Below are 26142 nucleotides of genomic sequence, written 5' to 3' on the forward strand. Positions count from 1 at the left end.
GTCAACGTTTTACCCGCCCTTTGAGCAGCCATGTCTGCGCCTTTTCAATCTCAATGTCGATGCATTGTCCAATTACTTCACTGCCGTCGCGTTTCCAAAGCACGAGCTTGTTGCCGTCAGTCCGGCCGACGAGACGGCTCGCATCATTTTTACTCTCACCTTCAACCATCACCGCTACCGTTTTTCCCTCCAACAATCGATTGCGCTTCAAACTGATTTCATTCTGAAGATCCATCAGCTGCTGTAAGCGGGCCTTCTTCAGCGCGAGCGGAACCTGATCGGGCATCGTGGCCGCCGGCGTTCCCGAACGGCAGGAGAAAATGAACGTGTACGCCGCGTCAAACTCGACTTCGCGGAACAGGCGCAGCGTTTCAGAAAAATCTTCGTCCGTCTCACCAGGGAAGCCGACGATGACGTCGGTGCTGAGCGTCGCTTCCGGCAGATAACGCCGGATGATCGAAACCAGCTCCAGATAATCTTCGCGGCTGTAGCCGCGGTTCATCCGCTTCAACACGTCATTGCTGCCCGCCTGCACCGGCAGATGGAACTGGCGGCATATTCGCTTACTGTTCGCGATGACCTTGACGACGTCTTCATTCATGTCGCGCGGATGCGAAGTCATATAGCGAACGCGTTCGATTTCTTCCACCTCGTCGACCGCGGCCAACAGATCGGCGAACGAATTGCCGACGCCGAGATCCTTGCCGTAGGAGTTGACGTTTTGACCAAGCAACGTGATCTCCTTGAACCCGTCCCGGCCCAGCTGGCGGATTTCCGCGACGATTTCGTCCTTGCTGCGGCTGCGTTCCCGCCCGCGCACATACGGAACGATGCAATAAGTGCAAAAATTATTGCATCCATACATGATCGGTACCCAGGCGACGATTGAGCTCTTGCGCACAGACGGCACATCGGCCGTCATCTGTTCCGCCTGCTCCCAAACCGCTAGGATCGGTGCGCGGTTTTCCTGCCATTCGCGCACGACCTCGATCAGCGTATGCGTATTGTACGTTCCCAGCACGACGTCGATATGCGGCGCCTTTTTAAACAGCTTCTCCCGATCCTTCTGCGCCATGCAGCCGGCGACAATAACCAGCAGGTTCGGATTGAGCGTCTTATAGCGCTTCAGCTCGCCAATTTTGCCGTAAATCTTCTTTTCCGCGCTTTCTCTGACGCAGCAGGTATTGATGATCACGACATCGGCCTCATCCAAACCCTCCGTCGCCTCATAGCCAAGCGTCCTAAGCTGGCCGCTCAAGCGCTCCGAGTCGTTTTCGTTCATCTGACAGCCGTAAGTAATGTTGAGATACTTCTTCACACTAGATTCCGTCATTTATATAAGCACTCCTAAATTTTTATTATTAATAGTTATTATCCAGTATATTATACAGGTATAACGCGCATAAACCAAGCCCCTTCCAAAGCTTGGTTTATTAGAATCAGAGGATATCCTGTTTTTATCTTAAAGACTAGCGAAAAAACACGCCCTCTTCCTTTTCAGTTCTTGCCAGAAGTAAATTTTCTTATTTAACTGGCAGCGCCGGCACTTCCAGCGCAGCAAACTGATCTTCCAGAAAGCTACGGTATTTGTCGTGGATAATGCGCAACGCAGTGATAATTGCACGTTTAGCATTTCCCTGATAAATTCGCTCAATAACCTGTACCAACGGTTCAATTCCTTCCTGCAACGAATAGCCTCCAATTGCCTCGGCTACATGGCGGCGCGCCAGCTCAGTGGCCAGGGTACAATCCGCTTCGATGATGATTCCTTTTTCGACATCAATCACAGCCATTACTCCAACCACGCTTGATATTTCGCTGGCGGTAATTCCCGTCGGCAATTTTGCATAACCAGAAAATAGTATTCGCTGTTGCATAACGGTTTTCATCCTCTTTTCCTACTCTGTACTCAAACGTTTGACAGCAATATTGACTTCTCTAACCACCATGCCTGTCATTTGCTCTACCATTTTCTTAATCCTCTGCTGCGCCCGTTGCGCGACGTCCCAAATCGCATTACCGTAGCGAATTGTGATTTCCAGAGTAATCGAGATTCCTTTTTCCCTTTCGCGCGAATATTTGATGACAATATGACTGGTCCGAGTAAGCCCCGCTTCACTGGTTGCCACGTGGTCTACGATCCGGGCAATCGCTGAATCAGAGATTAGCAGTTTTCCATAATAACTGAAGGTCGGACGCACAATCGATTTTTCACCCAGCTTGCGTCGCGACGCCTTCGATTTCTTAAAGAAAATATCGAGGGGGTCGATTAGATATCCAGAAAAATGAGGCTTCAATTCGATTGTCGGTACTGGAATAATATGCTTGCCTTCTTTTAACCGACTTTCCCGCGCCTTAGCAATTTCAGCCGGAGTTGCAATCTCCTCAATCCTAACAATGTGGCTGATTTCAGGTAACTCGAGAATTTGTGCAATTTTACCTACCATATTGTCCGATGTCCCAAGAATCAGAATTCTCTCCGGCGTGACTTCCTTGATGGCTTCACGCACTTCGCGCGCATGTTCCTCTTCCATGAAAATAGCACGTCGCACCGCCATAATCTTGCTTGGTTCTTTTTTGGCAGATTTTCCCGCGACTATTTTACTATCCTTAATCAAAAGTCCATCATCAATGATTGTGTCCACCTTATGTTCATGCGCCACAATCAGTGCACGATGGCTCTTTCCAGTCCCGCTGGGTCCAACAAGGGCTATGACATCCATATTGATTCTCCTGCACCGTCATCTTATATATAAACATTACGGTCGTTTCTGATCCTTGTCAATAGCGTTTGCCAACAAAAACGATTGCTACCAAGGAAATCTGCGTAGCCATGCCTTTTCAATCCTAAATTCTCCCAAAGTCTCCGGATAACGCCCGGGAATTGCATGATAATCTGAACCGCCACTGACAATCAGTCCGTATTGCTCTGCCAATTCCAGATAATGTTCTGATTCCATCCGGCTGTGTTTCGGATGATAGACTTCCAAGCCTTTTATCCCATCACGAATCAGTTGCATCACCACCGTATCACACCCCACCAGACCTGGATGCGCCAAAACCGGTACGCCGCCCGAATTTTTAATCAAGGCGATTACTTCCTGCGGCGTTAGCTTGTAATGTGGCACATAGGCCGACTTATTTTTGCCTAACACAGCTTCAAACGCCTCATGCGAAGATGCGAAATACCCTTTGTCAACCAAGGCTTGCGCCACGTGCGGGCGTCCGAGCGAAATCGCCTTGCCGGCACATCTGGCTACATCGACTTCTTCGATCTCAAAGGAGAGCTTCTGCAGTTTGGCAATCATTTTCGCTACACGCCTCCGCCGCGACTCCGCCAGCAGCTCTATATAGCGGCATAATTCTGCATCTTTACTATTAATGCCGTAACCTAAGATATGCACCTCATGCTTGGGTAAGTCCGTGCTGAATTCTATCCCAGGAATAATCGTGACATCCGATTGTCCGCTTCTCTCAAGAGACAGATATCCGGCGAGCGTATCATGATCAGTGATCGCAATACAGCCAATGCCGCATTTTTTCGCCTGGTCAACAACTACGCGAGGTGACAATCGACCATCCGAAGCCGTTGTGTGAATATGCAGGTCTACTAGCATGAGCATTCCATATCCTTTACCAGTTGAATCAGAGTCCGCGTACCAAACCCGGTTGCACCTTTAACACAGTAAGCGGATTGCTTATCACTCATTTCAAGGCCGGCAATATCAATATGTACCCAAGGAATTTCCTTGGCAAAGTGTTTGAGGAACACGCCTGCCGTGATTGCTCCCCCCCAGCGGCCGCCAGTGTTCTTTAAATCTGCAATCGGACTCTTAATCATTTCGCCATATTCTTCATAACAAGGAAACTGCCACATTTTTTCACCACTTGTCTCGGCAGCACGCAGTAGCCTCTCCGCCCAAGCCGGTTCATTGCCAACCACACCTGCCGCCACTTTTCCAAGCGCAACCATACAGGCACCGGTTAGCGTCGCAATGTCTACTATTTTTGTCGCACCAAGACGCTGTGCATAGCTGATTGCGTCTGCTAACAACAGGCGTCCTTCGGCATCGGTATTGATAATTTCAATCGTCGTGCCGTCCATGGCCGTCACGATATCGCCCGGTCGGAACGCATTGCCGGAAGGCATATTTTCGGCGCAAGGAATCAATGCTACGACGTTGCATTTTAATTCCAGCCTTGCAATTGCTTCAAGCGCGCCAAGCACCACAGCACCGCCAGCCATATCGCCTTTCATCGCTCCCATATTTTCGCCTGGTTTAAGCGACAAACCACCACTATCAAACGTGACTCCTTTGCCAATTAAAGCTAAAACTTCGCTTGTAGCTGGATTGCCCTGATAGCGTAAGATAATCATACAGGAAGGATTTTTACTACCCTGTCCGACTGCCAAAATACCGCCCATTTTCTCCCTTTTCAAATCATCTTCCTTTAACAGTTCGGCTTCCACAACACCATTCTTGAAACGCTCAAGAGCCGCCTTCCCCATCTGCAGCGGCAACAAATCGTTTCCCGGCGCATTCGCAAGATCGCGTGCCCACTTTACACTATCCACAATGACGCCTGCGCGATCTAGCGCCGTTTTAACCATGCTCAGATCACTTGGAAAAACCGTCATGACAAGCGTCGTTACTAGTAGACTCTTCTGCTTCGTCTTATAACGGTCATACTCATAATCTCCCAGCAGCACGCCTTCGAAGAAACTCTGAAATGCATTCTCTTTCCCCTCGTTGATGGTGCCAACTGCCTGCAACGGACAGATTGCTTGCGCCACCTGTTGCGTTTTTAGTGCATGAGCCAATTTACCGCCACAACAACGTAATTCTTCGTTCGACAATGCTGCAGTCCCTTTATCCAAGCCAACAAGCATCGACTTGCGCATCTGACCTTCGCTCTCATAATAAAAAAAAGTCGTTTCGCCATACTTATAAAGCCGCTCATCTTCTTTTAGTACTCCCGGCAATTCAAGCGTTACTGTTAGCTTTTTCGTTAATAATGCCACGAGGCATTCAGCCTCTTTTACTTGCCGTTCAACTTCTATCGTTACTATAATCATATTACCCTCCCCAATTTCAACATAGCTTCAAAAATCTTTATAAAAAAAACCTGTTCAGTGAACAGGTTATTTTCGTCTTACCTCGGCTGAACAATTAATTTCATTGCCGTTCGATCTTCGCCGTCAATCACAATGTCAGTAAATGCCGGGATACAGATCAAATCCACCCCGTGTGGAGCAACGAATCCCCTGGCAATGGCGACGGCCTTTACCGCCTGATTGAGAGCGCCTGCACCGATGGCTTGCATCTCGGCGCCGCCGCGCTCACGCAAAACTCCCGCTAATGCCCCTGCTACAGAATTTGGATTTGATTTTGCTGACACTTTTAAGACTTCCATGTTTTCATGTGCCCTCCTTTAATTGTTGCAAAGCAATAAAGATGAAGACTCAAGCCTATCAAGCCTATAGTGTCAGTTTATTCGGGATAGACCCAAAAAATCCCTGTTAATGTTTTAAATATTTTTAATATTAAGTATTCACTTCTCTATTCACACGTTTGATTCCACTTATCGTTTTGCGTTGCAGATCAAACTCCAACAGTACCGCATTAAAGCTCACCAAACCATCTGCTACTTCGAAACGCGTCGGCATACCTGTCAAAAATTTCCTCAACACGGCTTCCGATTTGACGCCAAGCACAGAATCCCGCGCTCCGACCATTCCAGCATCGGTCATGTAGGCCGTGCCGCCGGGAAGAATACGTTCATCTGCCGTTTGTACATGGGTATGCGTTCCGATTACCGCAGTAGCCCGACCAGCAAGATGCCAGGCTAACGCAATTTTTTCCGAAGTTGCTTCGGCATGAAAATCAACAAAAATCAGATCGCAGTCAGACAAATCAGCCATGATCAAGTCGGCCTGACGAAAAGGACAATCGACTGGCGGCATATAAACACGCCCCGCCAGATTGACAACGCCGATCGTCAAAGAACCGCAGGCATACCTTTCCCAACCGCGCCCCGGTGTGCCCGGAGGATAATTAGCCGGACGCAAAAGACGTGTTTCTGTCTCCATCGAAGGAATGATTTCCCGCTTATCCCAAATATGATTGCCCGTCGTGACCACATCGATTCCATAAGAACGCAATTCATCAAATACCGGTTTGGTAATGCCTACGCCTCCTGCCGAATTTTCGCCATTCGCTATAATAAAATCAAGCGAAATTTCTCGGCGCAGCTCCGGCAGCAACGCAGCTACAGCCCTGCGCCCTGGATTACCGATAATATCCCCAATAAATAATATATTCATTCCATATCACCTGATCATTTATTTATTAAAAACCAGCACCCGACCTTCTTCGCGAATTCCAATCAGTCCCTGACCTCCATAGTTGCTCTTGATGCTGTTCAACATATTCTCAATTAATTCTTCATGAAACCCTGCTTCTTCAAGCTGCTGTTCTACGATATCCGAGACTAACAGGCCTTGAATCTGTTCACGCAAAATCGTAACCAGCAAAACAATTTCACTTTTACTAATTGTTGCAACATCACGTTCCACGTTCAGAACGGTTAGCTTCCCCTCGAATTCAAGCTGGATGTTGCAGAGCAGCGGTCGAACTTTCACCAGTTCATAAAACGCAGCCAATGATTCTTCTAAGAAATTCACACGCAACATTTCCTCGTCGGCCAACTGTAGAAAAAGAAATTTCATCGTTATCGAATTTCGCCGTGGTTCAAAAGCCAGACTTGCAATTTCCGGATAACGGACTAGCAAAGACACTAACAAATTCACCCCATCCGAAGCAAATTCATCGTTTTGCATGTATGAAGGCATCAAATCACCTCTGTTATTCCCAAAGTGAAAGAGGAAAACGACCTCGCTCACTTGAGGTCGTTTTCCTACAATTATTTAGCGTAATCAACAGCACGCGTCTCGCGAATCACTGTCACTTTAATTTGACCTGGGTATTCCAGTTCATTTTCAATTTTCTTTACAATGTCACGCGCCATCAACGTAGCCGTGTCATCGTCAATCTTATCCGGCTTTACCATGATGCGAACTTCACGTCCCGCTTGAATGGCAAAACATTTTTCAACGCCTTCAAAAGATTCTGCAATTTCCTCCAGACGAGTCAATCGCTTCAAGTAACTCTCAAGGCTTTCTCTGCGTGCACCCGGACGCGCCGCTGAAATAGCATCCGCCGCAGCAACCAGAACCGCTTGAACAGTCTTCGGTTCTTCATCGCCATGATGTGCGCCAATTGCATTGACCACTTCGGCCGATTCGCGGTATTTCTTCGCTAAGTCAGCCCCCAATGTAACATGTGGGCCTTCCATTTCATGGTCAACCGCTTTGCCAAGGTCATGCAGCAAGCCTGCACGCTTGGCCAACATAATGTCGACGCCCAGTTCAGCTGCCATTACGCCTGATAAATGAGCAACTTCAACTGAATGTTTCAGGACATTTTGACCATAGCTAGTGCGATATTTCAAGCGCCCCAGCAGACGAATCACTTCTGGATGCAAACCATGTACGCCGGTTTCAAATGTGGCTTGCTCGCCAGCTTCTTTAATTTTTTGTTCGACTTCCTTCTGTGCCTTTTCAACCATTTCTTCAATACGAGCAGGATGAATACGGCCGTCGGCAATCAATTTCTCTAAAGCAACGCGCGCAACTTCTCTGCGCACCGGATCAAAGCCTGATAAAATAACGGCTTCAGGAGTATCATCAATGATTAAGTCAATGCCGGTCAACGTTTCCAATGTACGAATGTTGCGTCCTTCGCGTCCAATGATTCTGCCTTTCATTTCATCATTCGGCAGATTTACAACTGAAACAGTTGTTTCTGCAACATGGTCGGCAGCAACTCTTTGTATCGCCAGCGAAATAACTTCGCGCGCCTTCTTGTCCGCATCTTCTTTGGCCTGTTGCTCTAAATCCTTAATCATGATCGCCATCTCGTGCTTGATCTCTTCTTTGGCATTAGCCAAGAGTAAATTTCGCGCTTCTTCTGACGTCAAACTGGATAAACGTTCAAGCTCCGCCAACTGTTTGGCGTATAATTCATCAACCTTTTCCTGATTTTTATCCAACTCACTCTCTTTATACGCAAGAGTTTCTTCCTTCTTTTCAAGAGAATCCATTTTCCGATCAAGGTTTTCCTCTTTTTGCACCAATCGGCGCTCTTGACGCTGCAGCTCCGAACGACGTTCTTTCGTTTCGCGTTCTACCTCACTGCGCAATCTGTGGATTTCTTCCTTAGCCTCTACCAGAGCTTCTTTTTTCTTAGCTTCACTAGCCCGCTCTGATTCCATCATAATTTTCTTCGCCGCTTCTTCCGCTGATACAATCTTGGCTTCTGCAATCCGTTTCCGAATCCAATACCCGGTACCAGCGCCAACGGCCCCAACGGCAGCCGCTGTCACAATTGTCTCGAGGTCTATAGCACCACACCTCCTTACATTCTTGTTTCAAATTTTTCCACTAACAGCTAATCTCACTTGCTGTTACACCATTTGCAAAATTAATCATAGTGATATTTAAACGTATCTTTTACTACTACAATTGTAAATGTTTTTCAATAGAGTGTCAAGTTGTCCTAAATTATTGTCAACTCAAAGGAAAAGCAGACCCTGCTTAGCTAATGCTAATCAAGATCTGCCTCAGGAATACTATGTAATGTTCTCCGTATGACTGCCATTGAATATCCTCGATTTTGCAGCAACCGTGCCGCTTTTTGCCAAGCAAAAACACCTGCAACTAAGCATCTCTTCTCATTTTTTTTAATAACCTGACGTGCGCTTTCTATTTCGACATTTTCATCGACTTTATCACGTAAGCGTTGCAAAATTCCAGAATCATCAACGCCTCTTTGGCGAAGCTTCATAACAACATACTGCCAACCATAACGTCCGCTGTATTTTCGAGCCAACTGCCAAGCAAATTCCTCATCATCAAGATACTTATACTCTTGCAATCGATTAATCACGCTCGCAATCTCTTCGGCTTCATATTCGCGCTTCTTGAGATATTGAAGGACTTCCCAATTGCTGCAAGCACGCCTCGCCAGTAAAGCAACCGCTACGCTCCAACAACTATTCCGCGAGATCGACTTCATCATCAACCGCTTCGCTAGGCACAACTTGTGCAGGTCCGACGATCAGCGACTCACGAATCTTAGCCTCAATTTCTTTGGCAACTTCCGGATTCTGACGTAAAAAGTCTTTTACGTTTTCACGCCCTTGTCCCATTCGCTGATCATTGTATGAGTACCAAGCGCCACTCTTGTTTATGATTTCGGCATCGGTTCCTAAATCAACCAGCGACCCTTCATGCGAAATCCCTTGGCCATACATAATGTCGAATTCAGCCTGGCGAAATGGCGGAGCCACTTTATTTTTTACAACCTTTACCTTAGTCCGGTTGCCAACCACATCATTGCCTTGTTTGATGCTTTCCGTACGACGAACCTCTAAACGAACGGAGGAATAGAACTTGAGAGCCCGACCGCCGGTCGTCGTTTCCGGATTGCCAAACATAACGCCGACCTTTTCACGAATCTGATTGATAAAAATAGCCGTCGTCCGAGATTTGCTGATGATGCCCGTCAATTTGCGCAGCGCCTGAGACATCAATCGCGCATGCAGTCCGACGTGGGAATCGCCCATATCCCCTTCGATTTCCGCTTTGGGAACAAGTGCGGCTACCGAGTCAATGACAATCACGTCGATCGCGCCGCTGCGCACAAGCGCATCAGCGATTTCGAGCGCCTGCTCACCATGATCCGGTTGGGATATTAAAAGATTGTCAATATCGACACCAAGGCGTCTGGCATAAGCTGGGTCGAGTGCATGTTCAGCATCGATAAACGCGGCCAAGCCGCCTGCTTTTTGCGCTTCGGCAATCACATGCAACGCCACCGTCGTCTTACCGGAAGATTCCGGGCCGTAAATTTCCACGGCGCGACCGCGTGGGATTCCGCCGACGCCTAAGGCAATATCTAGCGACAACGCTCCAGTCGGAATCACCTCGACATTCATTTTCGCGGCCGCTTCGCCTAGTTTCATGATCGAACCTTTGCCAAAATCCTTTTCTATCTGGCGCATCGCCATTTCCAAAGCTTTTAATTTATCCATTTTCCCAGTAGCCCCCTTGTCAAATCTCACACTCTCATTCTACAAACATTTGTTCGTATTGTCAAGGTAGCACGTCTATTATTATTGTCTCGCTCGAGCCGGTTCAACATTGATCTTATAGCCTTTGACCGTATTGCGATGCATGACGGACCAAACGCGTTCGCCTACTTCCTGCGGCACTTCTACAAAAGTAAACTTATCATAAATACGGATCATGCCGATATCAGCACCTTTGATGTCCGCTTCTTCCGCGATGCGTTTGACCAAATCTTCCGAACGGATATTTTGCGCACGACCAATGTTGATGAACAAACGGACCATACCTGCCCGCGCACCGGTATTGCTGAAATCATGCCCTTCTTCTTCGCGCTGTTTTTGTTCAGGCGCTGCAAATCCTTCATAGGAAAGTTTCAGTGCAGCTGCGGCCAATTGAACCGGGTCAAAGTCCTGTGCCAATTCAGCAGCGATTTCACTGTAAATATCGGCAAAACCCAATTCGATTGCTCTACGCAACTGCTGTTTCAGGAAATCATTTTGGCGCTCTAGCGCGTCAGCCGGAGTCGGCAGCGCACGGCGGAAGATACGGGTCTTCACGAAACGCTCGATCAACTTCAATTGTTTAAATTCTTTCGGTGTGATGAACGTGATTGCAATGCCTTTGCGCCCGGCACGGCCAGTACGGCCGATACGATGGACATAGGATTCTTGATCCTGTGGGATATCGTAGTTGAATACATGCGTGATGTCGTCAACATCGATGCCGCGAGCCGCAACATCTGTTGCAACAAGAATTTCAAGTTTTCCTGAACGGAAATTTTTCATAACACGATCACGTTGACTTTGGCTCAAATCACCATGCAACGCTTCCGCAGCATAACCACGCATTTTAAGCGCCATTGCTAATTCGTCCGCGCCTTTCTTCGTGCGCGAAAAAATAATCGTCTTGCCAGTGTCTTCGGTATCAAGTACACGACACAGGCCTTCCGTTTTATCATTCAATTCGTAGTAGTATTGCTCGATGGAGGGAACAGTGACTCTTTCGCGGCTAATCGCCACAGTAACCGGGTTGTCCATAAACTTGTTGGCCAACTCCAAGATTTCGCGCGGCATCGTCGCAGAAAAAAGTAGCGTTTGTCGCGGCTGCGGTAACGCGCCAAGGATTTCTCCGACATCATCGATAAATCCCATGTCCATCATTTCATCGGATTCATCGAGTACGGCCATTGTCAGATGTGAAAAATTGATCGTACGACGACGGATGTGGTCAAGCAAACGCCCCGGCGTTGCGATGACGACTTGCGCGCCGGCTTTGATTGCACGAATTTGACGGTCAATCGGCTGTCCGCCATAAACCGGCACAGCCCTGATACGCTTCAATGCACCAATCTTGGATATTTCTTCTGAAACCTGAATAGCCAATTCACGCGTCGGAGTCAAAATCAGCGCTTGGACATATTTTTTCTCCGAATTCAGTTTTTCCACAATTGGAATACCAAATGCCGCCGTTTTACCAGTACCGGTTTGTGCCTGACCGATCAAATCGCACCCCGCAAGCACTTGTGGAATGGTTTGGCTTTGGATCGGAGACGGCTCTTCAAATCCCATGGCTGCCAATGCCCCGATGACCTTTTTACTTAGGGAAATGTTACCGAACAGTTGTTTTTCTTGTTGTTGATTTGTCAAAATGATAAATCCTCCTATTAGTTATATTTTTTTTGCTTAATAAATTGTCTAATTAAATGCAAAGCAGCTTTTGCCGCCCTTGTTTTCACTTCCATGCGGTCGCCACGGAAAGAAAATGTTTCGCTTAGCATTTGAGCTTGAGAATTCGTAACCGCAATCGAAACTGTGCCGATTTTATCTGCCGTTTCACTCTCATTTGCCGGTCCGGCCCAACCAGTAATGCCCACGCCGAACTCGGTGTTAAACATCTTGGTAACGCCGATTGCCATCTGCCTTGCCACCTCTTGGCTGACTATGCCCTTCGTCTTAATTACATTCGATTCAACCGCCAGATGCTGAACCTTACTCTCCTCACTGTAACAAACCAAGCTTCCTTTCAAATACGCAGAACTGCCTGCTATGTTCGTTAGGAGATGGCTGGTCAACCCACCGGTGCATGATTCTGCAAACGCAATCGTCGAACCTGTCTTTTTTAACAACGCTGCAACAACTTCTTCTACCGATTCCTCGTCGCAGCCCCATATGTATGGATCAATGCGTTCACGAAGTTGTTTTTCAGCGGCACACAGTTTGCTTTTCGCCTCTTCTTCAGTTGCCGCCTTTGCAGTCAAGCGGATAATAATTTCGCCCGATTGTGCCAATAACGCCAGCGTAGGATTGTCTTGCTCAAGAATCAAATCCATCATTTTTTCTTCGAGCAACGATTCGCCAATGCCGTAAGTGTGGAAAATGTGCGATATGATATGCCCCTGGTTGTCAAAATTCCTGCTAAGAAACGGTGCCAGCTGATGGTGAAACATGTGTTCCAACTCATGCGGCGGCCCCGGCAGGCTAACAATCCATTTGCCATCCTGTTCCAAAACGACGCCGGGAGCAGTACCGACATCATTCGGCAATGCGACGCTGCCTTTAGGCAGCATCGCCTGTCGCCGATTGCTTTCAGCCATCGGCGTGCCGCGCTTGACAAAATAATCTTCGATTCGCTTTAGACTCGCTTGATGAAGTTCTAAAGGTCTCTGACATAATTCCGCAATGACCTCTTTCGTAATATCACCCTGTGTAGGGCCGAGACCGCCTGAGGTGATAATGATATCGGCTCGCTTCAGTGCGATTTTCAGTATATTGCGCATCCGCTCCCGGTTGTCGCCCACAGTGGACTGGTACAATACGTCAAAGCCGCAATTATTAAGCTGCCGGGAAAGAAAAGCGACATTGGTATTTACGATATGTCCAAGCAACAATTCTGTTCCGGTAGATACAATCTCGACGATCATCGTTCACCCCTCCTGCTGCGGCAAAAAACCGCTCATTTACGCCAGCCGTTCACCTACAACGTCATAAGTAAAGCCTTGTAAGATTCGAACCTTGACGACATCGCCCGGTTTTGCATCACCAGCGCCTTCCACATAGATCATGCCATCGACCTCTGGCGCTTCACGGTAGGAGCGCCCCATGGCCAAAGTTTCTTCTTTTTCCTGATCAACCGCTTCAATCAACACATCCATTACGCCGCCTTCTAAGGCTTGGTTCAACTCTTCGGAAATCTTGCTTTGCAATGCCATGAGTTGATGATATCTTTCCTGTTTAACTTCTTCAGCAATCTGTTCTTCCATATCCCCGGCGACCGTTCCCTCTTCCTGAGAATATGTAAAAATACCCACTCGGTCAAATCGCTGTTCGGCAATAAAGGCATGAAGGTCATTAAACTGTTCCTCTGTTTCGCCAGGAAAACCGACGATAAACGTCGTCCTAAGCGCCAAACCTGGAATTCGCTTGCGCAGTTTATCCAGCAACGCAACAACGCTAGCACGATTATCACGTCGGTTCATCGCCCGCAAAACTCCATCATGACTGTGCTGCAACGGCAGATCAATGTATTTGCATATTTTGTCTTCTTGCGCGATCAACTCAATTAATTCGTCACTAAAGTGACTGGGATAGCAATACAGTAGACGAATCCACTGTAGGCCTTCAATCAGAACTAATCGTTTCAATAAAGCAACGAGTTGTGGGCCCTCGTCCGAATTATCTTTCCCATAGCTCGTAGTATCTTGAGCGATCAAATTGACTTCTTTAACGCCGCGTTCAACCAACTGTTTCACTTCCGCAACGATGGAATCCATCGGGCGACTGCGAAATCCCCCTCGCACTAAGGGAATTACGCAATAGGAGCAGCAATTATCGCAACCTTCGGCTACTTTCACATAGGCACTATAAAAAGGAGTCGTAGTTACTCGTGGCGTCGTTTCATCATATAAGGTCTTATCCGCATCGGCAAATACGACGCGGCGCCCGTTTTCCAAGGTAGCCTCAACAGCTTCATTAATTCGATGCCAAGCGCCGGTACCAAGAATCGCATCAACTTCCGGCAGTTCTGCCAACAATTCTTCCGGATAACGCTGTCCCAGGCAACCTGCGACAATCAAGCTGCGACATTTCCCTGTTTTCTTATATGCTGCCATCTGTAAAATCGTATCGATCGATTCCTCTTTGGCAGAAGAAATAAAGCTGCAAGTGTTAACGATTAAAAGATCTGCCACTTCTGGCTGATCAATGATTTCAAAACCCTTTTGGCGCAAAAGTCCCAACATGACTTCCGTATCCACCAAGTTTTTCGCACAACCAAGACTAATAAATCCCGCTTTCAACATAGATACAGATACCCTCCAGTCTTAGATGCGCCTCCTCTTATTTATTACCCAGTCTCACTTTACGCACCCAATTATCCAATAATCGTTTTTTTGTTTCAAGCTCCGGCATTTTGATTTCGGCCAGATCGATGCGTGAGGCATAGCGCCGGTATTGCAGCGTATCCGGATGTACCGAAATCCAGAATGTTCGATTCTGCTCCAACAAATATTGCGGTGTGTCGAGCATTAACCATTCGATAAAACTCGCCGCCTTCTTGCGGTGCAACTCGTCCGGATCCTGTAAGATGCCAACACCCAAAAGCATATACGGCGTCGACGGTTGGGGATAAATGATATTGATTGGAAATCCATCCTGCAGATAACGAAGCGCCTCACTTTGCATGACGACGGCAAGATCCGCTTCTCCCAAACCAACCATCCTTACCGGCGTTGACGGAAATTTAGCATATTGGGTAACACGTGGATGAATACGCAACCAATACTCAAGAGCTCTTTCTTCCCCTTGTTGAGCAACCGTATAATAAAACGGCAAAGCCATATTGTCAGACAGGAGAAAGTCGGCAATTCCTAGGCGAAACGTCGCATCCTTGCGTTCCAACTCGTCCCATTGTTCCGGTTTAGGTAATAATGACTCGCGATTCACGGCAAACACGACCGGGTCAAACCAAAGTCCTGTCCACAAACCATCACTCTCACGAAACTGATCCAACAGCATATCGCCCTGTTCCGATACCAGTGGCGTAAAAAATCCTTTTTGTGTTTCAAGGAATCCTGCATCAGCAATAAGCAACGCGCCTTTTTCCAATTTCTGTGCTGCAAGAGCCTCTTTTAATTCATTTTCCGTCATTTGTCTTATTTGCAACGGAATCGCATAATTCCGTTCATATTCGAGCGCTAGAGGCGCAATTAAAGCAGATGATAACGTCGTATACACTACGATGCCCGCTGCCGCTTCCTTACCAATGGCAACAGGTTCAATCGGCTCCTTCTTGCCTGTGAGAACATGAAGGCCGCCGCCGAGCAGCAAGAGCAATATTACCGCAACCGAAACGATTCTCGCTATCTTCACGTTCAACGACAAGCCCTTCTTTCACAATTTAAGCAAATATACTATACCTCTTCTTGCCTTGCAGTGCAAGCACCAGAACACGTCTTCATACTTTAGCAAACAACAATTCCGCTCGGATTACAAGGCGCCCTACGAAACCATTCCGGGGAAAAGACATGCATGTCTTTTCTAAGCGCAGCCCCTCGCTCAAAAAATCATTTTCTCGACGAGCCTTTTTTTATCTTTCCGCTTCTGCCCGGCTTCCCACCACGCTCCGCTTTCCCCTGAAAAGTTGGCTTCGTCACGCTGCGCTCCGCTTTCGCAGTGGCAGACGCTTTCGCAGGATGTAGGTTTTTCACCGTAAATGCAGATTTCCAAGTCGTCTTCTCAATTTTCTCCGACTCAGCAAACTTTCCATCGCGCGCATGCTTCGTTGCAGGGGATGGCTTGCTGCTACGTCCCGTAACCGATGTTTTGTTGTTTCTCTCTACTTTTCCTTTTGGCCGTTTCGCCGTTCCCGGCCGAGTTTTTTTTGCTTCCAGAGGCTCTTTTGCAACATATTCACGTAATTTGGGCGGTCGCATTAGACAAAGAGGATCCTGGCCAATCAGATCACGTCGATTCCCTTTGATCAAAGCCTCATAAACCATTTCCCGGTTTTTAGGATCACGATACTGCAGCAAAGCCCGTTGCAATCGTTTCTCCTGCGGCGTGCGTGCAACATATACTCTCTCCCCGGTCAAAGGGTCAACCCCAGTATAGTACATGCAAGTTGCCCGGCTGCCCGGTGTCGGAATAAAATCCTGTACCTGCTCCGGATGATACTGAATATCACGCAGAAATTCAGCTAATTCAATCGCATCCTTTAATCCGGCGCCTGGATGGCTAGACATAAAATACGGCACTAAATACTGCTTTTTCTTTAATTCTTCATTGACTGCCTTATACAGCGCCGCAAATTCAAGATAAGCCGCTTTGGGCGATTTTCCCATGATTCGCGTTACTTGCTCTGATATATGTTCCGGCGCAACTTTCATTTGGCCGCTGACATGGTGCTCGCAGATTTCCTTAAGAATTGCCTTCTTATTAGGGTCGAGCAACAGATAGTCATAACGGAACCCCGAACGGACAAACACTTTTTTTATCCCAGGCAATGCGCGAAGTTCGCGCAACAAAGCAATAAAATCACTATGATCGACTTCCAACTTTTCGCAGGGAACCGGCGATAGGCAAGACTTGCCACGGCATGTACCGCGCTGTAATTGACTTTTGCAAGCGGGTTGCCGGAAGTTAGCAGTAGGGCCGCCGACGTCATGGAGGTATCCTTTAAAATCGGACAACTTTGTAATCATCCGCGCTTCCGCGAGCAGTGATTCATGGCTGCGACTTTGAATGATGCGCCCCTGGTGGGAAATCAACGCACAAAAGGCACAACCGCCATAACACCCCCGCTGACTCACCAAACTGAATTTGACTTCCTGAATCGCGGGTATTCCGCCTTTTGCTTCATAAATCGGATGATAAGTGCGCTGATAGGGCAATGCATACACTTCATCCATTTCTTCCGTTATCAACGGCATCGCAGGCGGATTTTGCACCAGATATTCTTTACCGTGGTTTTGCACAACAGGCTTACCACGCATTGGATCCTGTTCCGCATATTGAAGGCGAAACGCTTCACCAAAAGCCTTTCGATCATCTTTAACCTCTTCAAACGCTGGAATTTCAACATAGTCCCAGACATTTTCCAATGTTTCCGTCCGATAGCAAGTCCCGGCAACCTGAAAAATATTACCTGGCCGGATTCCAGACGCCAACTGTTCCGCAATTTCCTGTATTTGACGTTCGCCCATGCCATAAACAAGTAGATCGGCGCGGCTATCGATCAAAATCGAACGTCGTACCTTATTCGTCCAATAATCAAAATGCGCAAAACGACGCAAACTCGCTTCAATGCCGCCGATAATCAAAGGAATGTTCTTCCATAATTCTCGAATACGACTGCAGTAGACCAACGTCGCACGATCCGGCCGATATCCGGCTTTGCCGCCGGGTGAATATAGATCATCGCTGCGTAATCGCTTGGCCGCTGTATAATGTGCCAGCATCGAATCAAGGTTTCCTGCGGAAACAAGTACGCCAAGACGTGGTTTCCCCATCGCAGCAAACGCCTCGGTACTTCGCCAATCCGGTTGTGCCAAAATACCAACACGATAACCTAATTTCTCTAACCAACGACCGATGATAGCCGGTCCAAAACTGGGATGATCAACATAAGCATCACCACTAATAATCAAAAAATCTAATCGATCCCAGCCGCGTTTTTCCATATCCGCCTGGCAAATCGGTAAAAATAAATCGTTCATACGCTCTTAAAGTCCTTTCTAACTTTCGTCTGTCTCAAAAGATGAAAATACGATTCCGCCTCATCTGACTGACAAACAGAAAAAAGCCATAAAGGCTTTTTTCGTACTAGTTGCTACTATTTACCGAAAAAATCTTCTCGACTACTTCACCCGCATTGCCAAGTTTGCCAATAGGCTGACCATTCTTTGTGATCTCGATTGCTGCAGCATTTCCAGCCTTGATCACGACATCTTTGCGTCCTTCCCATGACATTGATTCGCCGGATTTAGGAATTCCCTCATAAACCGTTTTGCCGTCCACGGCTACTGAAGTCCAGCAGTTCCCTTGGAATTTAGCGCCAATAGCAATGCTATTCTTCGCAACAACAGGCGCAGCTGTTGTCACAGTATTCTGCGGCTTTTCAACATTTTTCGTCGGCACTGCAACGGTTGATTGTTTGGGTGATACGGCAGGCGTATCTGTTGACTGCCACCAATAAAAGCCGCCAACCAGACCAAATAGGACAATTACACCAAGCGCAAGCCACTTCCACAAGCCACTGCTACTGTTAGCGTTGTTTTCACGCTTCGCTTCATTTTTCTGCGAGACAGTTGTTTCTTGAACGAACGAAACCGCCGTATCCTTGCTTTCCACGATCGCCTCCGTCGAAAGAGACGTGGCAGAACGATACAGCTCAATTGCTTCCTGCGGATTAAGCCCGAGATGGCTGGCATAGCTACGGATAAAGCCTTTGAGATAGACTTCACCAGGAACCGTGGCATAGTCATCTTCTTCAATCGCCTTAATGTATAACGCCCGGATACTCGTCTCCCCTTCAATATCCTTGATGCTTAGGCCTTTTTCTTCTCGCACTCGCCGCAATTGTTGCCCTACAGTTTCCACGGTTTGTTCCCCCTCATCCTCGCTTCTGGTTCCGCAAAAAAGCACGGATTTCATTTGCGGCCTGCTCTAAATCATCACCATTAGCCGCAAAACAGTACTGATCATTTTTATTGGCTTCCTCATAGCCATAGAGAGGATCATAATAATTAATCAGTAAAATGCGCACAAATTCCCGCATCTTTTTTTGTGCAAACAGATCTTTTAACTCCCCGAGTTGCTTTTTACCGAGTCGCTTTTGCAAACTCTCTAAGCTTGCAATAATTTCATCCGCCCGTTCAACGGAAAACGCCTCATATTCCTTGATAAGACGATCGATCCTAACTTCAAGGCTTGTTTCCAAAAGCATTCGTTTGCCACGCTTCATTGCAGTGAAAAAAACGTCAGGCAAATAAATATTGCCAATTCGTTTGCTTTCACATTCCACGAACACAAACGGCTCTTGATTCAGTTTATCAAGTTCCTCTAACAGACATGCATCAAACTGTGGTGCAGAAATCTGTCGCCCCAAGCCAACTTGGCCAAACACCGATCCACGATGATTTGCCAATCCTTCCAAATCGATCACCGGAACATTTTTACGCAAAAGCGTTTTTAAAAGCAATGTTTTTCCCGCACCGGTCGAACCGCACAAAACAAAAATTTCCGGTTTGAACTCATAATCCTGCAAGCGTGTCAGTACTCTGCGACGATAGGACTTATAACCGCCTTCCAACTGCTGCGAATGAATCCCGGCCAATTCGAGCATGACCACCATCGACTTTGAACGCATGCCGCCGCGCCAACAATACACGACGACAGGGCGCTCTTCTGGCGCATTCCGTTTAATGCTTTGAATAAGTTCCGGCAACTTTGGCGATACGACTGACAAGCCCACTTCCTTTGCACGGTCCGGCCCTTGCTTTGCATATATTGTGCCAATTAGAGCCCGCTCGTCATTCTCAAGCAACGGTACATTAATCGCTCCTAAAATATGCCCATCGGCAAACTCCGCGGGCGAACGTACATCAATATACACCGGACAGACAAGTCGTTCTGCATCTTCTATCGTAATTATCTTATGCACTATATCTTCACCATCACGCGCAATCAATCGGCATTGTAGAAAAAGACAGAACAACACTGTCCTCTTCTACATACATTCGACAAAATCCTTTGTTTAAGGAAAACGTCAGTATATCTTCAGATTATACTTCCATGATAATTGGCAGGATCATTGGCCGCCGACGCGTTTTCTCATATAAGTATTTTCCCAATGTATCTCGAACGCCCGATTTGATGGCGGCCCATTCCGTCACATTGTTGTTTTCAAACTTTTCTAATGCCTGCCTTACCTTGTCGCGCGCATCATCCATTAATTTTTCAGATTCTCTGACATAAACAAAACCGCGAGACACAATGTCCGGTCCTGTTACCACACAGCCCTGCTGTTTATCCATCGTGATGACCACAATCAAAATTCCATCTTGCGAAAGCTGTCGGCGATCCCTTAAAACAATATTCCCCACATCGCCGACACCTAGACCGTCAACCATGACAATGCCCGCCGTCACTTTGCCGGCAACTGCACCCTTATCCGGCCCAAATTCCAACACCTGTCCGTTTTCACCTATGAAAATATTATCCTTATGCATCCCCATTTGTTGAGCCAACTTGGCATGCTTAATAAGATGACGATACTCGCCATGCACCGGCATGAAAAACTTCGGGCGCACTAAATTATGCATCAGTTTTAATTCTTCCTGACTGGCGTGGCCTGAGACATGTATGCCGGAAGTTTTTTCATAAATCACTTCTGCTCCCAAGCGCAATAAATGATCAACCGTGCGAGAAACCAGTTTTTCATTGCCCGGAATTGGCGTGGCGGAAATGACGACAGTATCACCAGGCACGATGTCGACTTTCTTATGGTCGGACATTGCCATCCTAGTCAAGGCTGACATTGGTTCTCCCTGGCTGCCTGTCGTAATGATCACGATAGACTCAGGTGGATAGGTGTTGATCTCATCAATATCAATCAGCACACCTTCCGGCACCTTCATATAACCGAGTTCTAACGCAATGCTGACAACATTGATCATGCTGCGGCCAAGAATTGCCACCTTTCTCTTACAGCGGCAGGCAGTATCAATCGCCTGCTGAATTCGGTGGATATTGGAGGAAAAACTGGCGATAATAACACGTCCGCGAGCGGTGCTGAAGGCTTCATCAAACGTTTCTCCCACAGAACGCTCACTCATCGTATATCCCGGATGTTCCGCATTTGTACTATCCGCCATTAAAAGCAAGACGCCCTGATCGCCTAATTCTGCGAATTTATGAAAATCGGTGACCTTACCATCAACCGGAGTCTGATCCAGCTTGAAATCTCCAGTATGCACAATAGTTCCTACCGGAGTTTTAATTGATAATGCGACTGCATCAGCAATGCTGTGGCTGACATGAATAAACCCTACTTTAAACGGCCCTATCTGTACTTGCTCGCGCGGTTTTACCGCAACCAGATTCGCGTTGTTCACATGATTTTCTTTGAGACGCCCCTCTAATATCCCCAGCGTCAACCGTGTTCCATAGACCGGAACATCCAATTGTTTTAACACATACGGCAATGCGCCGATATGATCCTCATGCCCATGCGTCAAGACGATGGCTTTAACCATATCGCGATTTTCCAGCAAATAAGAAATATCCGGAATCACCAGGTCGATCCCAAGCATATCATCTTCGGGAAACATCAACCCGCAGTCCAGAACAATCATCTCATTCCCGTACCGAACAACGGTCATGTTTTTACCGATTTCACCAAGACCGCCCAAAGGAATGATCTGTATTTTTTGTTGTTTTTTGGTCAAAATGAAACTACACCTCCACAATTATTTATATAAAATTCACCGAATTAAACTTTTGCCCGCCCCTCAAACAAAAAAAAATAAACCCGGCCGCACTTTGTCAGTTGAAGTAATTATACTCTAGGATGCTCAATTTAGCAATAAAAATCAAAAGCCTCCGGGTCGCCCCAGAGGCTTATCGCTTTATTTTAGCAAACCGGCTTGCCGCATTGCTTTTCGGATGACATCCTTTTCCGTTTCATTCGCCTGGATCAGCGGCAAACGAAATACTTCCTCACAGCCGCCAAGCCAATGGACAGCCGTTTTTACCGGAATCGGATTCGTACAGACAAACATCGCCTTAAATACCGGCAAGAGCTTGCAATTAATGCTCTGCGCCTTTTCTATTTCGCCTTGGAAAAACGCCTGCACCATCTCTTTGATCTGTAGTCCTACAACATGCGCCGCAACACTGATTATTCCGATGCCTCCAACCGCAAGAATCGGCAAGGTCAAGCTGTCGTCACCACTGTAAATCTTAAACTCCGGCGGCGTCAAACTTCTGATTTCCGTAATCTGCTCCAAATTGCCGCTCGATTCTTTGAGTGCTTTAATGTTCGGCAGTTTCGCCAATCGCGCAATCGTAGACGGCATAATATTGGACGCCGTTCGTCCGGGTACATTATACAATAAGAGCGGTAAGGACGAATTATCTGCGATCGCCTTGAAATGCTGATAAAAGCCTTCTTGTGTTGGTTTATTATAATAAGGGCCAACCAACATCGCGCCATGCACGCCGATCGCTTCTGCCGCCTGCGTCATTTCGATCGACTGGCGTGTATCGTTGGAACCAGTCCCTGCGATAACGCAACCCCGCTCACCAACCGCGTCCAAAACCACTTTGAACAATTTCAACTTTTCCTCTTTGCTCAGTGTGGCAGCTTCCCCCGTACTGCCGCCAACGACCAATCCATCAGAACCCCTTTCCAGCAAACGAAGCGCCAGTTTTTCCGCCGCCGCATAATCCACATCGCCTGATTGAGTAAACGGCGTAACCATCGCTGTGAGAACTCTACCGAAATCTCGCATTCCAAAAACCCCTTTTCCGAATATCATTCAGCTAAATTGAATGTTTCATGCAAGGATGTCACGGCTTTTTGCACATCCTCATTTTTCACCAAGACCGATATTGAGGTATGAGAATCAACGGTTTGCAAAATAGCAATCTCATACTTGGCTAGCGCTTGAATAAAGTTCGCCATAACGCCTGGCACACCATTGATGCCGCCGCCAACAACCGATACCTTGGCACAATCAAGCGTCGAACTTGCCTCATATCCTAATTCTCCAATTTTGCAAGCCGCCTTGCCCACAACCTCTTCCGCAACAGTAAACATTACCTGCCCTGGATGAACGTTGATCAGGTCTACACTAATTTGATTATCCGCCATCGCTTTGAAAATGGAGAAACTGGCATTGCCTGGTGCGTTTTCCGGCAAAGAAACCTTAATTTGCGCAATTTTTCCGATGGATGCGACGCCAGTCGCAATCCGATCCGTCACCGGGCGTCCGCCCGAATCCGGTTGTGCGACATTCGTGATCAACGTTCCTGGAGCATCGGAAAATGTTGACTTTACCACTAAAGGAATATTTTTCGTCATAACAATTTCCACTGCACGCGGATGAATCACTTTCGCGCCTTGATGCGCCAACTGGCAAACTTCGCCATAACTAATCTGATCAAGAATCTTCGCATTGCATACAATTCGCGGATCAGCCGTCATAATGCCGTCAACATCGGTATAGATCTCTACCATATCCGCATCAAGCGCTGCGCCGAGCGCTGCTGCGCTGGTATCACTGCCTCCCCGTCCGAGTGTCGTAAGTTCGTGATCTTCGCTTATCCCTTGAAAACCGCAAACCACCGGAACCTTTCCAGCCTTCAATAAAGATAACAATCTCGCCGGTTCTACGCGTAAAATTCGCGCATTATTGAAATTGTCATCGGTAATAACGCCTGCTTGACCGCCGGTCAGCATCACCGCATCCATACCGTGTGCCTGCAAGGTCCCCGCCATGATAACAGCTGAAATCATCTCACCGCAATACATAATATGATCCATTTCACGGCTGGCTATCGACGGGTTGGCTGAACGGGCCAAATCAATCAACGTATCCGTCGCATAGCATTCACCGCGGCGTCCCATCGCCGAAACGACAACAACCGGTGAAGCGCCCTGTTCACGCGCTTTGCGCACTTTTTCAACCACCAAGTCGCGTACTTTAGGCGATGCGACTGACGTACCGCCAAATTTTTGTACAATGATTCCCATATAGCACCTCTAGTTATTGATCTATCTTATGCCTTGACTATTTTTTCGACAATTGCAACTTAAACATTAGAGCAACTTTTGCTCAATCATCGATTCTGCAATCTGCAATGCATTAAGCGCGGCGCCTTTACGAATTTGATCACCGACTACCCAGAGATTGAGTCCGTTGGCAATCGAGTCATCTTTGCGGATACGCCCGACAAAGACTTCATCACGTCCGGACGTAAAAAGAGGCATTGGATATTCCATCTCTGCAGGATCATCCTGCACTACGACGCCGGGAAATTCCGCCAGCAATTTCTTTGCTTCCTCCACTTCGATCGCTTTTTCGAATTCAATATTCACCGATTCTGAGTGGCTGCGATAAACCGGCACTCGAATCGTAGTCGCAGTGATGGCCAGATTTTTTTCATTTAAAATCTTACGCGTTTCGTTTACCATTTTCATTTCTTCTTTAGTATAGCCACTTTCGAGAAAAACGTCTATCTGCGGAATCAAATTGAAAGCAATTTGATAGTGCTTATCCAGGCTAGCGCTAGGCAATATCTTTGCTTCGACTGCTTCTTTTCGCACCGTTGCCGCCGTTTGCTGCTCAAGTTCCTCAATGCCTTCTTTGCCCGCCCCCGACACGGCCTGATAAGTCGAAACCACAACACGTTTGATAATCCCCCTATCGTGCAATGGTTTTAGCGCCATGACCATAATGATCGTCGAACAGTTTGGATTGGCAATAATGCCTTTATGTTCGCGCAACGCTTCCGGATTCACTTCCGGCACCACCAACGGGACTTGCGGATCCATGCGAAACGCACTGGAGTTGTCGATGACTACCGCGCCATGACGAACGGCTGCCGGTGCAAATACAGTACTGGCTGAACCGCCCGCGAAGAGTGCGATCTCAACGCCAGCAAACGAATCGTCGGTTGTTTCTTCTACTGTGTAAGTCTTGCCCATAAAATCGATTTTTCGGCCAGCCGAGCGTTTGGACGCCAACAATTTCAATTCGGCAAAAGGAAATTTTCGCTCTTGGATCAGCTCGAGAAACTCCTGACCAACCGCTCCCGTCGCACCGACAATCGCTACATTATACTTTTTCATTCTTATTCGCCCCTTATCGCCATTATTTTATCTAAACCATGGACAAGTCCTGTAAATTGCATGATGCTTTTGCAAGCAAGAACGACGCCCGGCATAAATGATTCGCGTGAAATTGAGTCATGCCGTATCGTCAACGTTTGTCCGAGTCCACCGAAGATAACTTCTTCGTGCGCGACATACCCAGGCAAACGCACGCTATGCAGCCGTATTCCTTCATAATCAGCGCCGCGCGCACCGGAAATCTTTTCCTCTTCATCGGGATGCCCCTGCGCCAACTTACCTCGGATAGCAGCCAGTTTTTCAGCCGTATGCAACGCCGTGCCCGAAGGCGCATCCAATTTTTGATCGTGATGCAATTCGATGATTTCAACCTGCGGAAAAAAACGCACCGCCTGTTCGGCCAGTTGCATCAGCAAAATGGCTCCGATGGCAAAGTTCGGTGCAATCAAAGCCGCTATCCCCTGTGCACGACACAAGTCGTCGATTTCCTTCAAGTCGTTTTCGCTCAATCCCGTCGTACCGACGACCGGATACACCTTATGCGCTGTCGCAGTACGGATATTATTCATCACCGATTGCGGAACAGTAAAGTCGACGACAACATCGGCCGCATTGCGTTTCAGCGTAGTTTCCAACTCCCGGTCAACCGTGATGCCAATTGAGCCAAGTCCTGCGCATTCGCCAATGTCTTGTCCCTTTCCGTTTAAGTCGACTGCACCAGCCAAAACAAGCCCATCGGCTTGTTGAACGGCTTTAACCACTTCACGACCCATCTTTCCCAACGCGCCGCATACCACAACTTTAATCATTTTCACTACACCCCTTATTTTTAAAATAGAAAACACCCGACGAGTCCAAAATCTCATCAGGTGTCTAATAGACAACGGCTAAGGCAATAACAAACAAACTGTTTGCCACGTCTTAGATGAGATAGCACTCCACCGAAAGCAAGCTTTCAATGACAGTCTTATACTTATTCAGTACAAGCCCAGCAATATATTTCGGCCATACATTGCTTCGGCAAAGCACCCTTTCTCCTCAGATCTTCGATTCCACTCTCCCTGAAGGTACTATTGAGCTCCGCGCCTCTATTCCATCCT

General features: G+C 47.4%; 23 protein-coding genes and 1 riboswitch. All 23 genes read right to left on the reverse strand.

Annotated features, from left to right (window positions below):
* Position 1: 1 nt before the first annotated feature.
* The 23 genes from miaB to dapB all read right to left on the reverse strand — a co-directional run bounded on the left by miaB (position 2) and on the right by dapB (position 25851).
* On the reverse strand, positions 2–1333 hold the full coding sequence (miaB, locus tag QTL79_RS07070) for a tRNA (N6-isopentenyl adenosine(37)-C2)-methylthiotransferase MiaB (RefSeq protein WP_346354254.1): 1332 nt from the start codon (positions 1331–1333) through the stop codon (positions 2–4).
* Positions 1334–1523: 190 nt separating this feature from the next.
* Positions 1524–1877: a DUF3870 domain-containing protein gene (locus tag QTL79_RS07075; protein WP_346354255.1), complete on the reverse strand. Its 354-nt coding sequence runs from the start codon at positions 1875–1877 to the stop codon at positions 1524–1526.
* Positions 1878–1898: 21 nt separating this feature from the next.
* Complete coding sequence (locus tag QTL79_RS07080; protein WP_346354256.1) at positions 1899–2723, reverse strand: Asp23/Gls24 family envelope stress response protein; 825 nt, start codon at positions 2721–2723, stop codon at positions 1899–1901.
* 87 nt (positions 2724–2810) lie between these two features.
* Positions 2811–3617: a PHP domain-containing protein gene (locus QTL79_RS07085; RefSeq protein WP_346354257.1), complete on the reverse strand. Its 807-nt coding sequence runs from the start codon at positions 3615–3617 to the stop codon at positions 2811–2813.
* The gene (locus tag QTL79_RS07090; RefSeq protein WP_346354258.1) at positions 3611–5077 is read right to left on the reverse strand and encodes a leucyl aminopeptidase; all 1467 of its coding nucleotides are present in this window, start codon (positions 5075–5077) and stop codon (positions 3611–3613) included. The genes QTL79_RS07085 and QTL79_RS07090 overlap by 7 nt, the downstream gene beginning before the upstream one ends.
* Before the next feature lie 77 nt (positions 5078–5154).
* On the reverse strand, positions 5155–5415 hold the full coding sequence (locus QTL79_RS07095; protein WP_346354259.1) for a stage V sporulation protein S: 261 nt from the start codon (positions 5413–5415) through the stop codon (positions 5155–5157).
* A 130-nt stretch (positions 5416–5545) separates the two neighbouring features.
* Positions 5546–6325, reverse strand: a complete 780-nt coding sequence (locus tag QTL79_RS07100) for a TIGR00282 family metallophosphoesterase (protein WP_346354260.1) — start codon at positions 6323–6325, stop codon at positions 5546–5548.
* Positions 6326–6343: 18 nt separating this feature from the next.
* Positions 6344–6799, reverse strand: coding sequence for a hypothetical protein (locus QTL79_RS07105; protein ID WP_346354261.1), 456 nt, complete (start codon positions 6797–6799; stop codon positions 6344–6346).
* Between the two features lie 125 nt (positions 6800–6924).
* A complete protein-coding gene (rny, locus tag QTL79_RS07110) occupies positions 6925–8445 on the reverse strand; it encodes a ribonuclease Y (RefSeq protein WP_346354262.1) in 1521 nt (506 codons plus the stop codon).
* Positions 8446–8666: 221 nt separating this feature from the next.
* On the reverse strand, positions 8667–9140 hold the full coding sequence (locus QTL79_RS07115) for a regulatory protein RecX (RefSeq protein ID WP_346354263.1): 474 nt from the start codon (positions 9138–9140) through the stop codon (positions 8667–8669).
* Positions 9115–10155: a recombinase RecA gene (gene recA, locus QTL79_RS07120; protein ID WP_346354264.1), complete on the reverse strand. Its 1041-nt coding sequence runs from the start codon at positions 10153–10155 to the stop codon at positions 9115–9117. The genes QTL79_RS07115 and recA overlap by 26 nt, the downstream gene beginning before the upstream one ends.
* Before the next feature lie 81 nt (positions 10156–10236).
* Positions 10237–11838, reverse strand: coding sequence for a DEAD/DEAH box helicase (locus QTL79_RS07125; protein ID WP_346354265.1), 1602 nt, complete (start codon positions 11836–11838; stop codon positions 10237–10239).
* Between the two features lie 17 nt (positions 11839–11855).
* Positions 11856–13112, reverse strand: a complete 1257-nt coding sequence (locus QTL79_RS07130; protein WP_346354266.1) for a competence/damage-inducible protein A — start codon at positions 13110–13112, stop codon at positions 11856–11858.
* Between the two features lie 36 nt (positions 13113–13148).
* A complete protein-coding gene (gene rimO / locus QTL79_RS07135) occupies positions 13149–14489 on the reverse strand; it encodes a 30S ribosomal protein S12 methylthiotransferase RimO (RefSeq protein WP_346354267.1) in 1341 nt (446 codons plus the stop codon).
* A 37-nt stretch (positions 14490–14526) separates the two neighbouring features.
* Positions 14527–15558: an ABC transporter substrate-binding protein gene (locus QTL79_RS07140; RefSeq protein WP_346354312.1), complete on the reverse strand. Its 1032-nt coding sequence runs from the start codon at positions 15556–15558 to the stop codon at positions 14527–14529.
* Between the two features lie 194 nt (positions 15559–15752).
* Positions 15753–17903: a YgiQ family radical SAM protein gene (locus QTL79_RS07145; RefSeq protein ID WP_346354268.1), complete on the reverse strand. Its 2151-nt coding sequence runs from the start codon at positions 17901–17903 to the stop codon at positions 15753–15755.
* Positions 17904–18009: 106 nt separating this feature from the next.
* On the reverse strand, positions 18010–18786 hold the full coding sequence (locus QTL79_RS07150) for a helix-turn-helix domain-containing protein (protein WP_346354269.1): 777 nt from the start codon (positions 18784–18786) through the stop codon (positions 18010–18012).
* 13 nt (positions 18787–18799) lie between these two features.
* Positions 18800–19849, reverse strand: a complete 1050-nt coding sequence (gene mnmH, locus QTL79_RS07155) for a tRNA 2-selenouridine(34) synthase MnmH (protein ID WP_346354270.1) — start codon at positions 19847–19849, stop codon at positions 18800–18802.
* A gap of 121 nt (positions 19850–19970) precedes the next feature.
* On the reverse strand, positions 19971–21635 hold the full coding sequence (locus QTL79_RS07160) for a ribonuclease J (protein WP_346354271.1): 1665 nt from the start codon (positions 21633–21635) through the stop codon (positions 19971–19973).
* A gap of 180 nt (positions 21636–21815) precedes the next feature.
* Positions 21816–22700 (reverse strand): 4-hydroxy-tetrahydrodipicolinate synthase, encoded by an 885-nt coding sequence (dapA, locus tag QTL79_RS07165; RefSeq protein WP_346354272.1) that lies wholly within the window; start codon positions 22698–22700, stop codon positions 21816–21818.
* A 23-nt stretch (positions 22701–22723) separates the two neighbouring features.
* Positions 22724–23944, reverse strand: a complete 1221-nt coding sequence (gene dapG / locus QTL79_RS07170; protein WP_346354273.1) for an aspartate kinase — start codon at positions 23942–23944, stop codon at positions 22724–22726.
* A 66-nt stretch (positions 23945–24010) separates the two neighbouring features.
* On the reverse strand, positions 24011–25042 hold the full coding sequence (locus QTL79_RS07175; RefSeq protein WP_346354274.1) for an aspartate-semialdehyde dehydrogenase: 1032 nt from the start codon (positions 25040–25042) through the stop codon (positions 24011–24013).
* A gap of 2 nt (positions 25043–25044) precedes the next feature.
* Positions 25045–25851, reverse strand: coding sequence for a 4-hydroxy-tetrahydrodipicolinate reductase (gene dapB / locus QTL79_RS07180; RefSeq protein WP_346354275.1), 807 nt, complete (start codon positions 25849–25851; stop codon positions 25045–25047).
* A gap of 114 nt (positions 25852–25965) precedes the next feature.
* Positions 25966–26141: riboswitch (Lysine riboswitch) on the reverse strand.
* Between the last annotated feature and the right edge of the window lies 1 nt (position 26142).

Origin of the sequence: Azotosporobacter soli (assembly GCF_030542965.1) — a bacterium.
Taxonomy (GTDB): Bacteria; Bacillota; Negativicutes; order SG130; family SG130; genus Azotosporobacter; species Azotosporobacter soli.